This is a genomic window from Nonomuraea sp. NPDC049655 (genome assembly GCF_044465465.1).
Lineage (GTDB): Bacteria > Actinomycetota > Actinomycetes > Streptosporangiales > Streptosporangiaceae > Nonomuraea.
In genome coordinates, this window is sequence record NZ_JBITLS010000008.1 from 140,886 (window position 1) to 156,074 (window position 15,189).

The window sequence follows — 15,189 nt, forward strand, 5'->3', positions numbered from 1 at the left end:
CGCCGACGAGGAGTGATGGTGGTCTTTACCGGTGAGCGCAAGGCGGACACGGCACGGCTGATCGAGCCGCGGAACAGCGACGCGACGGCGGGCGAGCGGCCACTCGCGGGCGTCCGCGTGGCGATGCTCAACTTCCGCGAACCCTGCCAGTCCACGGCCGGCGGCGCCGAGGAGTACGCCTGGCAGGTCAGCCGGTTCCTGCTGAGCCAGGGGGCCTCGGTCGTGTTCCTCACCGGCCGCCAGCGCGGGCAGCGCCGCGCCGAGGTGCTCGACGGCGTCGACCTGCGCAGGATGGGCAACCCGTACCTCGTCTACCTGCTGGTCCCGCTCTGGCTGCTGATCCACCGGCGGCGCGTGGACGTCGTCATCGACACCATGAACGGCATCCCCTTCTTCTCCCCGCTCGTCGTCCGCCGCCGCACGCCCGTGATCAGCCTTGTGCACCACGTCCACGACCGGCAGTTCCACGCCTTCCTGCCCGCCTGGCTGGCCCGGATCGGGTGCTTCGTGGAGGGCGAGGTGGCCCGGCTGGTCTACCGGCGCTGCCTGACGGTCACCGTCTCGGAGTCGTCGAGGCGCGACCTGGCCACGAAGTTGCGCTGGCTCGCGCCGGTCACCGTCGTGCCGAACGGCTGCGCCGAGCCCGCGCGCAGCGAGCCGCCGGCCGCCGTCGGCGAGCCGGCCCTCGTGTACGCCGGCCGCCTGATCGGCCACAAGCGCATCGAGCGCGTCGTGGACCTGGCCGCCGAGCTCGGCGACGCCTGGCCGGGCCTGCGGGTGCACGTCGTGGGCCGCGGCCCCGAGCGCGACGCCCTGGCCGCCCGGATCTCCGGCCGGGGCCTGGACGGCCGGGTCGAGCTGCACGGCTTCCTGCCCGAGCCGCGCAAGAACGCCCTGCTGGCCGCCGCCCGGCTCAACGTGACGGCCTCGGAGTTCGAGGGCTGGGGGCTGACCGTGATCGAGGCCGCCGCGCTCGGCGTGCCGACCGTGGCCTACGACGTGGCCGGGCTGCGCGACTCGGTGCGGGACGGCGTCACCGGCTGGCTCGTACGGGACGGCGAGAGCCTGGCCGAGGTGACCGGCCGCGCGCTGGAGGAGCTGGCCGACCCGCGGCGGCGGGCGGAGGTGGCCGCGGCCTGCCGCGCCTGGGCCGGGGAATTTACGTGGGCCCGAACTGGGGCTAACATGACCGGACTTATCCTGGCGAAACTCCAAGATTGCGGCGGAGCCCCTCAGTGACCCAAGCCTCGCCTGGACCCCCGGGGGAACGCGGGGACTCCACCGTCGAGAGCTACGAGGCCCGGATCAGGCACAGGCTGCGGCTGCTCGCCTCCTGTCTGCTGCTCGGCGCCATCGCGTTCAACACCTCGACCGAGAAGATCATCCCCGAGACGAAGCTCGACATGGCGGTCAACCCGCTGGGCTTCCTCGGCCGGGCGCTGCACCTGTGGGACGGCGCCTACTTCGGCCACCTGCAGAACCAGGCGTACGGCTACCTGTTCCCGATGGGCCCGTTCTACGCGATCTTCCTCAAGCTGGGCATGGAGTCGTGGGCCGTCCAGCGGCTGTGGATGTCGCTCGTGCTGTGCGTCGCCTTCCTCGGCGTGGTCCAGCTCGCCCGCGCGTTCGGCGTCGGCGGCCCGCACACCCGCGTCCTGGCCGGCTTCGTGTACGCGCTCGCGCCGCACGCCCAGGCGCTGATCGGCATCAACTCCTCGGAGTTCCTGCCCAGCGCCGTGCTGCCGTGGATCCTGCTCCCGCTGGTCAAGGGGGCCAAGGGCGAGCTGACGCCGCGCCGGGCGGCCGCGCTGTCGGCGTTCGCCTTCCTCTTCTGCGGCGGCGTCAACGCGGTGGCCGAGGCGGCCGTGCTCGTGGTGCCGATGGTGTACCTGCTGACCAGGCGCGGCGGGCCGGTCAAACGCCGCCTGATCGCCTGGTGGCTGCCGCTGGTCGCGCTCGCCTCGCTGTGGTGGGCCGTCCCGCTGCTCACGCTCGGCGGCTACATCTTCTCCTTCCTGCCCTACATCGAGACCGCCACCGCGACGACCGGCGTGACGTCGCTGGTCAACGCGCTGCGCGGCACGTCGAGCTGGCTCAGCTTCCTGACCGTGGACGGCCAGACCTGGCTGCCCGACGCCCACCAGCAGTCCACCGTCCCGTGGCTGATCGTGGTCACCGCCGCCGTGGCCGCGCTCGGCCTGGCCGGGCTCACCCTGCGCCGGCTGCCCGAGCGGCCGTTCCTGCTGATCAGCCTGCTGTGCGGGATCGCCGTCATCACGACCGGCCATCCCGGCACGCCGCACGAGCAGTTGATGGTCGGGCTGCTCGACGGCCCGCTCGCCGCCTTCCGCAACCTGCACAAGTTCGACGCGCTGATCAGGCTGCCCGTCGCGCTCGGCCTCGCCGGGCTGCTCTCACTGGCCCGCCCGCGCCTGCGCACGCCCCTGACCGTGCTGGCCGCCGGGCTCGTGACCCTGTCGGGCCTGCCCGTCCTGTACGCCGGTCTCGCCCCCGCCGGCGGCTTCACCGCCATTCCCGACTACTGGCGGCAGGCCATCACCTGGCTCAACCGCAACGCCGGCGACGGCATGGTGCTGGCCGTGCCGGGCGCCAAACGCGGCGAGTACCTGTGGGGCCGCCCCCTGGACGAGCCGTTGCAGGCCCTCTCGCAGGCCCGCTGGGCCACCCACACGATCGTGCCGTGGGGCTCGGCCGGCATCTCGCGGCTCATGGCCGCCGTGGACGACCGCCTGGCCACCGGCAAGGGCTCGCCGGGGCTGGCCGCCACGCTGCGCCGGATGGGGGTGTCGTACCTGGTCGTCCGGAACGACCTGGACCGGGCGACGATCGGCACGGCCTGGCCGGCCCGGGTGCACCAGGCGCTGGAGGACTCGCCCGGCGTCTCGCTCGTGGCCCAGATGGGGCCGGGCGTCGGCATCGCCCAGTACGGCCGGGCCGCCGCCTGGCTGGACCAGCCCTACCCGGCCGTCGAGATCTACCGCGTGGCCGGCGCCGCGCCGCTGGTCGGCACCGTGGACGCCACCCGCCCGCTGCGCGTCGGCGGCGCGCCGGAGTCCGTGCTCTCCCTGGCCGAGCAGGGCCTCCTGGACGACGACCGGCCCGTCCTGCTCAACGACGACGCGGGCGTGGTCAAGGTGCCCGCGCACGACACGATCCTGACCGACACGTTGCGCCGCAGGGAGGTCGCCTTCGCCGACCTGCGCCGCAACGCCAGCGCCACGCTCACCGCCGACGAGCCCCTGCGCGGCAGCTCGCCCTCCAGCGACCTGCTCGACCCCGGCTGGGCGCGGTACGTCTCCACGGCGGGCCTCACCGGCGTCGCGGGCGTCACCGCCTCCAGCTCCGAGGCCGACGTCGGCGCCGCGGCGAACAGCCGTGAGCCCGGCCACCAGCCCTTCGCCGCGCTGGACGGCGACCGGCGCACGAGCTGGCGCTCCACCGGCTGGAACGGCGCCGTCGGCGAGTGGCTGGAGGTGACCTTCGCCGAGCCGCTGACGATCCCCACGATCCAGGTGGCGTTCGAGAACTCGCCGATCGGCCCGCCGCCCAGCGAGGTCGTCGTGGAGACCGGCGCCGGCTCGCTGCGCCAGAAGGTGCGCGCGACCGCCGACCCGCAGGAGCTGGCCGTGCCGAAGGGGCCGGTCGAGCGGCTGCGGGTGAAGGTCGTCGCCACCGCGTACGAACCGGCGAACCGCCTCGGCGGCCGGGTCGGCATCACCGAGCTCGCCATCCCCGGCGTCCGGCCCGGACGCTCGATCGTCGTGCCCGACCCGCGCGAGGACACCGGCGAGCCGGCCACGATCGCGGTCGCCAGGACCGGCGACGTGCCCGGCTGCGTCCGGGGCTCGGCCGCCTGGAGCTGCGCCAAGGGCCACGAGGTGCTGGGCGACGACGGCAACGGCTTCGACCGCTCCTTCGTCACCGGCAAGGACGGCGCGTACGGCATCTCGGGCCGCGCCACGGTCACCGACCGCGCGACGATCGAACGCCTCAGCACGCTGCCCGGCGACTCCCTGACCGTGCGCGCCTCCTCCACCGCGGTGGACAGCGGCGCGGCGGGCGGCCGCTGGGCCTTCGACGGCGACCCGAAGACGGCCTGGTTCGCCGACCCGCTCGACCCCAGGCCCACGCTGAACGTCGAGCTGGCCCGCGAGACGAAGCTGTCGCAGATCCGCGTCATCACGCCCGACTCCTACCTCGGCGCCCCTCCCGTCCGGGTGACGATCCGCGCGGAGGGCGGCGTCCGGCAGAGCTGGGTCGGCACGGACGGGCTCGTCCGCTTCCCCGAGATGAAGGCCAGGAAGGTCGCGCTGGAGTTCGGCGCGTCCGGCGGCCGGCCGATCGAGATCAGCGACGTGGCCTTCCCCGGCGTGCGGCCGCTCGGCGCGCTGACCGGCTTCAAACTCACGCTGCCGTGCGGCTTCGGGCCCACGCTCACCATCGACGGCAACGAGGTGCACACCGCCGTCACCGGCGGCACCCTGCACGACGTGGTCACCGGCCGGCCGGTGACCTTCGAGACCTGCGAGCGGCTCCAGCTCGTGGCCGGTCCCACCCGGCTGTCGGTGCGGCCGGGGGAGTCGTACCGGGTCGAGTCGGCGGTCGTGCGGCACGAGCCGGGCAGCCCCGCGGCCGGGCCGACCGTCATGCGGCGCACGCCGGTCACCACGTGGGCGGCCGGCGAGCGGGTCGTCCAGGTGAACGTCCAGGACGACGCTTACCTGGTGGTCAACGAGAACTTCAACGCCGGCTGGAAGGCCACGCTGGGGGCCGCGCCGCTCAAGCCCGTCCGGCTCGACGGCTGGCGGCAGGCCTGGTTCCTGCCCGCCTTCACGGCCGGGACGGTGACGCTCACCTACGAGCCGGACGAGCCGTACCGGGCGGGGCTCGCCGCGGGCGGGGCGCTGGCGCTGCTCGTCGCCGGGCTGGCCTTGGTGGGCAGGGGCCGGCCGGGACGCCATCTGGCGCCCGTCCTGGCCGCCCGGCCACGGATCCGGCACGTCGCGGTGTTCGCCGTGGCGCTCGGCTACTGGGTCGGCGGGCCGGCGGGGGCGGGCGTGGCCGGGGTGGCGTTCGTGCTGGGCGCCTGGTCGCGTCCGCTGCGGGAGGCCGAGCACCTGCGCGGGCGGCGGCGCTGGACCCTGCTGCTCGGGCCGCCCGGCGGGCTCGCGCTCTACCTGGCCGCCACGGCCGCGGTGGCGCTCGGCGCGGGCGGCCTGTGGGCGCAGCTGCTCTGCCTGCCGCTGCTCGGGCAGCTCCTCGTCGAGGTGGCGGCCAGACGCGCGCCGGCCCGGCAGACCACCGTACCGATCACCGTCGCCGCAGGCGGCCCGACCATGACGAGTGTTCCGTGACCGACACGATCAAGCCGCGTCCGGGGACCGTCATCACGGTTCCCGGCCCGGTGGCGCGTGCCGCCCGGTGGGCCCGCCGCCACGGCGTCCTGCTGGCCGGGCTCGTGCTCATCGCCGCCTCGGTGGCGGGCAAGGCGGCCGTCGTCCAGGAGGCGTACTTCAAGGAGGACGACTACGAGTTCGTGGCCAGGGCGATGGAGGGCGACCTGTCCTTCGACTACCTGACCCGGATCCATTTCGGCCAGTTCATGCCGGGCGGTTTCCTGGTGGCCTGGCTGGTCTCCCGGCTGCACCCCTTCGACTGGGGGTGGGCGGCCGGCACGGTGCTGGCGCTGCACGCCCTGGCCGCCCTGGGCGTGCTGCGCATGTTGCGGGTGGTCTTCGGCAGGCGGCCGGCGACCCTCGTGCCGCTGCTGGTCTTCCTGCTCGCGCCGGTCACCGTGCCCGCGCTCGCCTGGTGGGCGGCCGGGCTCAACACCGTCTTCCTCCAGGTCGCGCTGCCCATGGCGGTCGCCTCGCACTGGCATTACCTGCGGACGGGCCGGCTGCGGCACGCCGTGGCCGCGGCGCTGTGGGTGCTGGTCGGGCTGCTGGGCTTCGTCAAGGGCTTCGCGCTGCCGCTGCTGCTGTTCGCCCTCACCGCGATCTACCACGGCGGCCTGCGCGCCGCGCTGCGCCGCCACCTGGCCGCCTGGGCCATGTACGTGACCGTGCTGGTGGCCTTCGGCGCGCTCTACGTCCAGCGGTCTTCGTCGGCGCCGAACAGCGGGGCGCTGCCGATCTTCGACCAGGCCCTGGGCTTCCTGTGGGAGCTGCTGGGCAAGACGTTCGCCACCACCGTGCTCGGCGGGCCGTGGCGGTGGTTCGCGGGCGGCGACTGGGGGGTGGCCTCGCCGCCGCTGCCGCTGGTCATCGCCTCCCTGGCCGTCCTGGCCGCGCTGGTGGTGATCACCAGCCGGTACCGCAGGCGGGCGGTCCTGGCCTGGGCCACGCTGCTGGGCTACCTGCTGGTCGCGGACGCGCTGCCGGTGTTGTGGGGACGCGTCCACCTGCTGGGCTCGTTCGTCGGCACCGACACCCGGTACGTCGCCGACGCCGTCCCGCTGCTCGCGCTGGTCGTGGGCCTGGTGCTGCTGCCGCTGCGCGGCGAGGAGGAGCCGTACCGCAGGGCGCTGCCGGCGCGGGAGCGGGTGACCGGGGCGGCCGGCGCGACGCTCGGGCTGTTCGCGGGCGCGTCCCTGGTCACGGTGACGCTCTTCGCCGGGTACCTGGGGGCCGAGCGGCGGCACGGCTACATCGAGACCGCCCGCGCCGAGCTGGCCAGGGCGGCCCCCGACAGCGTGATCTACGACCGGCTGGTGCCGATGGAGGTGCTGCCGAACTCGTACGGGACCTACAGCCTGACCTCGCGGGTGCTGGGCGCGCTGGCCACGCCCGCGCTCAGGGCCAGGATGCAGGCGCCGCCCGCCGCGCTCGACGGCCTGGTCTTCGACGACCAGGGCCGCCTGCGCCCGGTGGACGTGCAGGGCATCCCGCTCGTGCCCACGACCCGTGACCGGTGCTGGCCGGTGACCGGCGGGACCGTCCAGGTGCCGCTGGACAACCGCGTCACCCGGGTCGAGGGCACCCTGGTCAGGCTGGGGTACGCGGCCCGCTCCGACACGACGGTCACCCTGTGGATGGGCGACCGCGCCACCGACATGAAGCTGCGCGCGGGCTTCGGCCGGGTCTTCGTGCTGGCCGTGCCCGGCGCGGACCGGATCGTCGTGCACGAAGTGCCGCCCGGCCTGTGCCTGGGCGACGTGACGCCGGGACAGGCGGTGCCCCGGCCGTGACCGTCCCGAGCCGAAGGAGCCTCGCGCTGGTGCTGGCCGCCGTGGGGGCCTTCCTGCTGACGCTCATCCCGCTGAGCCGCCTGTACGTCTACGACCGGGTGCTCAAGGCCCCCCTGGAACAGCAGAGCATGACCAGGGCGACCGCCGAGTCGGCCACGTACGTGGACCCGGCGACCATGCGGCAGACGACCGGCGACCTGGTCCAGACCCGGTGGCTGATCGGCGACGTGCTGGCCGGCGACGACGACCGCGCGGTGTGGGGCGAGTCGGTCTCCCTGGCCACCCGCGACGGCCACCGCCTGGACTACCACGAGCGCCGCCTGGCCTTCGACCGGCGTACGGGCGAGATCGTGAACTGCTGCGGCGAGTACCTGGACGAGGACGTCTCCGTCCGGCAGACCGGGCAGGCCTTCCGCTGGCCGTTCAACGCCGAGCGCCGCGACTACCCGCTGTTCGACCTGCGCCTGCGCCGCTCGGTGACGGCCGTCTTCGACGGGGTCGAGCGGGTGCGCGGCGTCGAGACCTACCGCTACGTCCAGCGCACGCCGCGCCGGCTGGTGCCCGGCGAGACGCCGCCGCTGCCGCGCCGCCTGCTCGGCCTGCCCGGCAAGGGCGACGTCGGCCTCGGCCGCTACGCCGAGATCCGGCGCACGTACTGGGTCGAACCGGTCAGCGGCCTGCCCGTCAGGACGCTGGAGGAGGTGACCGAGACGCTGGTCACTGCGGACGGCCGGGGCCGCCTGACCGCCCTGGACGCGGACTTCCGCACCGCCGAGCCGGACGTCGCCGCGGCCCTGGCGACGGCGGCCGCCTACAAGCGCTGGATCCTGCTGCTCGGCACGGTGGCGCCGGTCGGCGGCGGCCTGCTCGGCGCGGGCTGCGTGGCGGCCGCCCTGTGGTTGTCGCGGCGGCGCTCACCTGCGGCGCAGGACGAGGAGCAGGTTCCAGGTGACCAGCTCGCGGATGCCAGGTAGGTGGACGACGTGCCTGGCCCAGCGGGGATGGTAGCGGGGGATCGCGTCGAGGACCTCCACGTCGCGCCTCCTGCGGGCCCAGGCCAGCGGCTTGGCCACGCCGATGGCGTACATGCTCTCGCCGAAGACGTTCTTGGGCGGTTTGCCGTGGGTGCGGGCGTAGCGGCGGGCGGCGTAGTGGCCGCCGAGGTAGTGCCAGGGGGAGGTCTCGTGGCCGCCCCAGGGCGAGAACCAGATCGTGTACGACAGGTAGACCACGCCGCCCGGCCGGGTCACCCGGACCATCTCCTCGGCCATCCGCAGCGGGTCGGGCACGTGCTCCAGCACGTTGGAGGAGAAGCACACGTCCACCGAGCCGGTGGCGAGCGGCAGGTCGAGCGCGCTGCCGAGCACGGCGTCGCGGGGCGGCACGCCGTCGCGCAGGCGCATCTCACCGGCGTCGCAGTCGACGCACAGCGGGCGCGCGCCGACCGCGCGCAGGGCGTCGGCGAAGTAGCCGGGGCCGCCGCCGATGTCGGCCACGGTCGCGCCGGCCAGGTCGGTGTAGGTGGCGAGCTGGGCCACCGTGTCCCTGGCCAGGGTGCCGTAGAAGAAGTCGGGGTCGCTCTGCTCCAGGCGGAAGGCGCGCAGCAACCGGACGGATCTGCCGAGATCCGCTCGGAACGGTTCGGTGTCCACGGCGCGGAGCTTACTGCAGTGGAGGGATACGTCCATGGCTGAAGACGTCAAGCGAGCCGAGCCCTTCCAGATCACCATCCCGGCGGTGCGCACCGGGCCGGTCATCGGCGTGGGCCTGCTGATCGTGCTGATCTCGCTGGTGTTCCGGGCGAGCCTGCTCAGCAAGGCCTACTTCGTCGAGGACGACTTCCTCTTCGTGGCCGGGGCCGGTGACAGCGGGCCGACCTGGGAGTACCTGATGAGGGTGCACAAGGGGCACCTCATGCCGGGCGCGCTCGGCCTGGTGTGGCTGCTCACGTCGGTCGCGCCGTACAGCTGGGCGCTGGTGTCGTTCGTGACCGTCGCGATCCAGGGGGCGGCCTCGGTCATGTTCCTGGTGCTGCTGCGGCGGCTGTTCGGCGACCGGGCGGCGGTGCTCGCCGCGCTGACCGTCTACACGTTCGCGCCGCTCACCGTGCCCGCCATGAGCTGGTGGTCGGCCGCGCTCAACGCGGTGCCGCTGCAGCTCGCGCTGATCGCGGCGCTGGCCGCGCACGTCAGGTACGTACGCGAGGGCAAGGGCCGCTGGCGGGCCCTGGCCTGGACCGCCGTCGGGATGGCCTTCTCCACCAAGGGGGTGTTCATCCCGTTCGTGGTGCTCGGCGTCAGCAGCGCCTATCTCGGGCGTGGCCTGTGGGCCCGTGCCCTGCTCGCCGAGCTGCGCAGGCCCGTCTGGTGGGCGCACGGCCTGCTGCTGGCCGGGTACGCGCTGCTCTACTGGCTGCGCCGCGACACCGCCGGGGCCGACGCGCTGACCGGCCCGAAGGCCGAGGTGGTCCCGGGGCTGCTGCGCAGGCTGCTGGGCGAGACCTTCCCGACGGGGGCGGTCGGCGGCCCGCTGCGCTGGGGCGGCGTCACCTCGACCGGCGGGCTGGCCGACCCGGCCCCGGTGACCGTGGCCGTGGCGTGGGCGGTGCTCGCCGCGCTGGTCGTGGTCACCTGCGTGTACCGCAGGCGGGCCTGGCGGGCGTGGGCGATCCTGGCGGTCTACGTGGTGGTCGCCGACGCGGTGCCCACCGTGATCGCGCGGGCCACCGCCTGGGACCTGGTCGGCGCCGAGACCCGGTACGTCGCCGACGCCGCCGTGCTCTTCGCGCTCTGCCTGGCGCTGGCCGTCATGCCGGTGGAGGACGAGCCCGACGTCCTACGCCGGCCGGTGCCGGCGAGCATGCCGGCCGTCGGCGGCGCGCTGACCGCCGTCTTCGTCATCGCGTCGCTGATCTCGATCAACACCTTCGGCGACACGCTCACCGGCGACCGGGTCAGGACGTACCTGGAGAACGCGAGAGCCTCGCTGGCCGCGGCGGCGGGGGAGGCCGACATCTACTCCCGTCCCGTGCCGCCGGAGATCGTCCTGCCGTGGAACGGGGAGCGCCGGATGACCTCGTACGTGCTGGCGCCGCTGGCCGACGACGCGACCAGGGAGCGCATGCGCGACCCGCGGCCCTCGGCGGAGCCGTACGTGCTGGACGACACGGGCAAGCTCGTCCTGGTGGGGCGGGTGGTGCCGTTCTTCGACGCGGTCAAGGGGCGCAAGTGCTACCCGGCGGGCAAGGAGTTCCCCGTCGAGTCCTTCGGCGGGCCCGGCGTGGTGGTGGCCATGTCGTACGTCAGCCCGCGGCCCGTGCAGGTCGTGGTGGAGGTCGGCGAGGCCCAGCGGGCGGCCACGCTGCCCGCGACCGGCGCCATGGGCGCGCTGTTCTACGTGCCGCACGACGGGCCGGGCAAGGGCATGCGGATCACCGCGGCCGGGGCGCAGGGTCAGGCGTTCTGCCTCAGGGCGGTGGCCTTCGGCGAGCCGGGCCCGGCGGCGCGCTGAGGCACCAGGCGGATCAGCCGCCTGGCCGGCTCCTCCACGTAGCGGTGGGTGAGCCCGGCCATGGTGACCGTGATGGCGGTGACGGCGACCAGGTTGACCAGGAGGTTGCCGGTCCACGGCCGCTGGCCGGTGAAGTCGTACCAGAGGTAGAGGATGACGAACTGCCACAGGAAGACGCCGTAGGAGATCTGGCCCAGGTAGCTCATCACCCGGCCGCCGAGCAGCTCGTGCACCCGCGTGGGCCGTCCGGCCGCCAGCGCGGCCGGGGCGACCAGGCAGAAGGCGACGAGCGTGTAGAGGCCCTGCTCGGTGAACGCGGTCCAGATGCTGCCCAGGCCGACCGCGCGCGGCCCGGTGAGCGGCGTGGCGGCGATGAGGTAGGCCAGGCCCGCGATGACCCACAACGTGCCCCAGGAGGAGGCCAGCGCGGCGCTCAGCCGCCGCGCGCGGCCGTCCTCGGCCCTGGCCCAGACGGTCAGCACGGCCAGCGCCATGCCGGGCACGAAGAACGTCCAGGAGCGCGGCAGCCACACGTTCATCCAGGGCCGGTAGTCGGGGAAGTACTCGAAGACCGTGTACACGTAGGACAGCGCGCCGAAGACGGCCAGGCCGATGAGCAGCCGCCGTCCCCTGGTCCGCAGGTCGGGGTCGCCGCGCAGGGCGAACCTGCGCAGCACCGCCGCCATCAGCGGGAGCGTGAGGTAGAAGGTCAGCTCGACCGCGAGGCTCCACATCTGGCCGAGCCCCTTGGGGCCGAGGCCGTACCACCAGGGGGTGATGTCGTAGGTGTGCACGAGGAACAACATCTGCGCCCACGTCCAGGGGTCGGCCCGGTGCGCCTCGCCCCACAGCAGCAGCGCCACGGCCACCACCAGCCAGTACGCCGGCATGATCCGGAAGAAGCGTTTCCACAGGTAGCGGCGGGTGTCCGGAGCCCGGTCGCCGAGCAGCGCCTCAGCCGCCCACGGCCGGTACAGCAGCAGGCCGGAGAGCGTGAAGAAGATCGGCACGCCGATCTCGCCCCTGGACAGCACGCCGCCCAGGAACCCCGGGTCCAGCGCCGTCCCCGCCTCCATGGACACGTGGAACAGCAGGACGGCGAAGGCGGCCACGGCGCGCACGCCGTCGAGCGAGGTCTGGTGTCCTGAGACCACCGGCACCCCGCCCGAAGTAGAACCTGTTTCGGTCACGTTTCCGCATCCCTGGTGACGTCGGTCACTCGTCGCAATAACATACCGGCGAGTAGGTAGTTCGTTTCAGTACTTAACCACCCAAACAGGCGTCAGTGCACCTGCGCACATGGAGGGTCCATGAACCGGGTCGTCGTTGGCAGCGTCCTCATCGCCGTCGGGGCATTCCTCATCGTTCTGGCTCCCCTGGTGCGTCTCCAGGTCGCGCCCGCCTTCATGGCCGCCAAGGGCGACCAGTACAGCATCAGCAAGCTGCACGCGACGGGCGCCCAGTACTTCAGCATCCCGGACGGCAAGGTGCTGACCGCCGACCTCGACATCATCGTCACCACCCGCGGCGACGTGAAGGAGGCCAACGACGACCGCGTCGTCTGGGACGAGTTCACCGCCGTCAACGACGTCACCAACAGCAAGCCCGGCATCAACTTCAGCGAGCGGCGCAGCGCCTTCGACAAGCGCTCCGGCGTCGGCCTCAACTGCTGCGGCGCCAGCATCGACAAGGCCCCGGTGCAGCTCCAGGGCCAGATCTACAAGTTCCCGTTCGACGTGGAGAAGAAGACCTACCAGGTCTTCAACGCCAGCGCGGGCAAGGCGTTCGACGCCAGGTTCGTCGGCGAGGAGCAGGTCAACGGGCTGGCCACGTACAAGTTCGAGCAGACCGTCCCGGAGACCAGGACGCAGACGCTGAACGCGCCCGCCGCCTGGTTCGGCATGGGCACCTCGGGCGACGTGCAGCTGAACCGGTTCTACTCCGGCACCGTCACCTACTGGATCGAGCCCACCACCGGCGCGCCCGTCAAGCAGGAGCAGGTGCGCAACGAAGTGCTCAAGAGCCAGGACGGCATCGAGCGCTCCAAGGCGTTCGTGGCCACCGCCAAGATGACCGACGACACGGTCAAGGGCCTGGTCGACAGCGCCTCCGAGGGCAAGAGCCAGATCAACCTGATCAGGACCACGCTGCCGATCGTGCTCGGCGTGGTCGGGGTCGTCCTGCTCCTGGGCGGCCTGCTGCTCGCCCTGCGCGGCCGCCGGTCCGCATGAGCCAGGGCGTGGTCGCCCGGCCCTGGTCGCCCGCGCCCGCGCTGGCCCTGGTCAGGGCGGCCCGGCCGCGTCAGTGGCTGAAGAACCTGCTCGTCCTGGCCGCCCCCATGGCGGCCGGGGTGCTCGGGCAGCCGGGCCGCCTGCTCGCGGCGCTGCTCGTCCTGGCCGCCTTCTGCCTGGCCGCCAGCGGCTCCTACCTGCTGAACGACGCCTCCGACGTGGAGGCCGACCGGCTGCACCCGCGCAAGCGCCGCCGGGCCGTCGCCTCCGGCGCGGTGTCGGTGCGCACGGCCCGGGTGGCGGGCGTCGTCCTGCTGGTCCTCGCGCCCGCGGTCGCCGCGCTCACCGGCGGCTGGCAGTCGCCCGCGGTCGTCGCCGGGTACGTCGCCCTGACCCTGGCCTACACGACCTGGCTCAAGCACCAGGAGGTCGTGGACCTCATCGCGGTCGCCGGCTGCCACGTGATCAGGGCCTACGCCGGAGCCGTCGCCGTCGGGGTGCCGGTGACCGGCTGGTTCCTGGTGGTCGTCTCGCTGGCCGCGCTGCAGCTGGTGGCCGGCAAGCGCGAGGCCGAGCTGCGGTCGCGGGGCGTGTCGGGGACGCGGGCCACGCTGGCCGCCTACCCGGCCGCGTACCTGACGCACGTGCGGATCATGGCGTCCGGGGCGATGATCGTCACGTACTGCCTGTGGGCGCTGAACGCGCACGAGAACGTGTTCTACGGGCTCAGCATCGTCCCGTTCCTGCTCCTGGTGCTCCGGCACAACCTGCTGGTCGAGCGGGGCGGCGGCGAGGAGCCCGAGGAACTGGTGATCCGCGACCGGCCCACCCTCGTCTTCGCCGCCGCGCTGGTCGTCCTGGTGGGGCTCGGGATCTACGCGTGAGCACGTTCCTCACCGGCTGGGGGCGCACCTCGCCCACCCCCGCCGTGCTGCGCCGCCCGCGCTCCCTGGACGAGCTGCGCGACCTGGTCGTGGCCGCGCCGGGCCGCGGTGTCGTCGCCCGCGGGCTCGGCCGCTCGTACGGCGACGCCGCCCAGAACGCCGGCGGCCTCGTCCTCGACTGCACCGGCCTGGACGCCTGGAGCTTCGACGAGCGCACCGGCGTCGTGACCGCGGCGGGCGGGGTCAGCCTGCACGAGGTGATGACGGCGCTGGTGCCCCGCGGCTGGTTCGTGCCCGTGAGCCCCGGGACCAGGCACGTCACGGTCGGCGGGGCCGTCGCGGCCGACGTGCACGGCAAGAACCACCACCGCGACTCCTCCTTCGGCGCGCACGTGCGCTCCCTCACCCTGGTGACCGCCGACGGCGCCGCCAGGGTGCTGCGCCCCGGCGATCCGCTCTTCCGGGCGACCCTCGGCGGCATGGGCCTGACCGGGGTGGTGGCCGAGGCGACGTTCGGCTGCGTGCCCGTCGAGTCGTCCCTGATGCGGGTGGACGTACGGCGCACCGCCGACCTCGACGAGACGCTCGACGTCATGGCCCGCACCGACGACCGCTACCGCTACACGGTGGCCTGGATCGACCTGCTCGCCCGCGGCCGGCGGATGGGCCGCAGCGTCCTGACCAGGGGCGACCACGCGCCGCGCGACGGGGACAAGGCGCCGCCGGTCTTCGCGCCGCGCGCCCGGCTGCACGCGCCGCCGTGGGCCCCGGACGGGCTGCTCAACGGGCTCAGCGTGCGGGCCTTCAACGAGCTCTGGTACCGCAGAGCGCCCGCGAGCGCGACCGTCACGCAGGGCATCGCGCCGTTCTTCCACCCGCTCGACTTCGTCGAGGGCTGGAACCGCATGTACGGCTCGCGCGGCTTCGTGCAGTACCAGTTCGTGGTGCCGTTCGGCGCGGAGGAGACGTTGCGCGGCATCGTCGGGTCGTTGTCGGCGCACGGGACGGTGTCGTTCCTGACCGTGCTCAAGCGGTTCGGTCCCGGTTCGGGCGGTTTCCTGTCCTTCCCCGTGCCCGGCTGGACCCTGGCCCTGGACATCCCGGCCGGTCAGCGCGGCCTGAGCGGGCTCCTGCGCGGCTTCGACGAGCGCGTCGCGCAGGCCGGAGGACGGGTGTACCTGGCCAAGGACGCCCGGTTGCGCGCCGACATGATGGCGTCGATGTACCCCGAACTGGAACGATGGCGGAGCATCAGGGACGAGGCCGACCCGGAGGGCCTGTTCCGCTCGGACCTGTCCAGGAGACTACGACTGTGACCACCACTTCTGACGCGACCCGGGCGGCCGCCGCTCCG

At 73.6% G+C, this 15,189-nt stretch carries 10 protein-coding genes; 8 read left to right on the forward strand and 2 right to left on the reverse strand.

Going from position 1 to position 15,189, the window contains the following annotated elements; translation table 11 throughout:
- Nucleotides 1–15: 15 nt before the first annotated feature.
- The 4 genes from ACIBQ6_RS25915 to ACIBQ6_RS25930 are packed head-to-tail and all read left to right on the forward strand — an operon-like array spanning nucleotide 16 to nucleotide 8,184.
- On the forward strand, nucleotides 16–1,239 hold the full coding sequence (locus ACIBQ6_RS25915) for a glycosyltransferase family 4 protein (RefSeq protein WP_397214949.1): 1,224 nt from the start codon (nucleotides 16–18) through the stop codon (nucleotides 1,237–1,239).
- A complete protein-coding gene (locus tag ACIBQ6_RS25920; protein WP_397214951.1) occupies nucleotides 1,236–5,375 on the forward strand; it encodes an alpha-(1->3)-arabinofuranosyltransferase family protein in 4,140 nt (1,379 codons plus the stop codon). Before ACIBQ6_RS25915 ends, ACIBQ6_RS25920 begins: the two co-directional genes overlap by 4 nt.
- Nucleotides 5,372–7,210 carry a hypothetical protein gene (locus tag ACIBQ6_RS25925; protein WP_397214953.1) on the forward strand — a complete coding sequence of 613 codons (1,839 nt, stop codon included), beginning with the start codon at nucleotides 5,372–5,374 and terminating at the stop codon, nucleotides 7,208–7,210. The genes ACIBQ6_RS25920 and ACIBQ6_RS25925 overlap by 4 nt, the downstream gene beginning before the upstream one ends.
- Nucleotides 7,207–8,184 (forward strand): DUF3068 domain-containing protein, encoded by a 978-nt coding sequence (locus ACIBQ6_RS25930; RefSeq protein ID WP_397214955.1) that lies wholly within the window; start codon nucleotides 7,207–7,209, stop codon nucleotides 8,182–8,184. Before ACIBQ6_RS25925 ends, ACIBQ6_RS25930 begins: the two co-directional genes overlap by 4 nt.
- Here ACIBQ6_RS25930 and ACIBQ6_RS25935 read toward each other — a convergent pair.
- Nucleotides 8,125–8,862, reverse strand: coding sequence for a methyltransferase domain-containing protein (locus ACIBQ6_RS25935; protein ID WP_358282852.1), 738 nt, complete (start codon nucleotides 8,860–8,862; stop codon nucleotides 8,125–8,127). The genes ACIBQ6_RS25930 and ACIBQ6_RS25935 overlap by 60 nt on opposite strands.
- A 34-nt stretch (nucleotides 8,863–8,896) precedes the next feature.
- On the opposite strand from ACIBQ6_RS25935, the gene ACIBQ6_RS25940 reads away from it, so the two are divergent.
- Nucleotides 8,897–10,720 (forward strand): ArnT family glycosyltransferase, encoded by a 1,824-nt coding sequence (locus ACIBQ6_RS25940; RefSeq protein WP_397214957.1) that lies wholly within the window; start codon nucleotides 8,897–8,899, stop codon nucleotides 10,718–10,720.
- Here ACIBQ6_RS25940 and ACIBQ6_RS25945 read toward each other — a convergent pair.
- A complete protein-coding gene (locus tag ACIBQ6_RS25945) occupies nucleotides 10,663–11,910 on the reverse strand; it encodes an acyltransferase family protein (RefSeq protein ID WP_397214959.1) in 1,248 nt (415 codons plus the stop codon). The genes ACIBQ6_RS25940 and ACIBQ6_RS25945 overlap by 58 nt on opposite strands.
- Before the next feature lie 120 nt (nucleotides 11,911–12,030).
- Here ACIBQ6_RS25945 and ACIBQ6_RS25950 point away from each other — a divergent pair, with 120 nt between their 5' ends.
- Genes ACIBQ6_RS25950 through ACIBQ6_RS25960 form a run of 3 tightly spaced genes read left to right on the forward strand, consistent with a single transcriptional unit; the run spans nucleotide 12,031 to nucleotide 15,151 of the window.
- Entirely contained in the window at nucleotides 12,031–12,951 is a 921-nt protein-coding gene (locus ACIBQ6_RS25950) for a DUF3068 domain-containing protein (protein ID WP_358282858.1), read from the forward strand.
- Nucleotides 12,948–13,835 carry a decaprenyl-phosphate phosphoribosyltransferase gene (locus tag ACIBQ6_RS25955; protein WP_358282860.1) on the forward strand — a complete coding sequence of 296 codons (888 nt, stop codon included), beginning with the start codon at nucleotides 12,948–12,950 and terminating at the stop codon, nucleotides 13,833–13,835. The genes ACIBQ6_RS25950 and ACIBQ6_RS25955 overlap by 4 nt, the downstream gene beginning before the upstream one ends.
- On the forward strand, nucleotides 13,832–15,151 hold the full coding sequence (locus ACIBQ6_RS25960) for an FAD-binding oxidoreductase (protein WP_358282862.1): 1,320 nt from the start codon (nucleotides 13,832–13,834) through the stop codon (nucleotides 15,149–15,151). Before ACIBQ6_RS25955 ends, ACIBQ6_RS25960 begins: the two co-directional genes overlap by 4 nt.
- Nucleotides 15,152–15,189 lie beyond the last annotated feature (38 nt).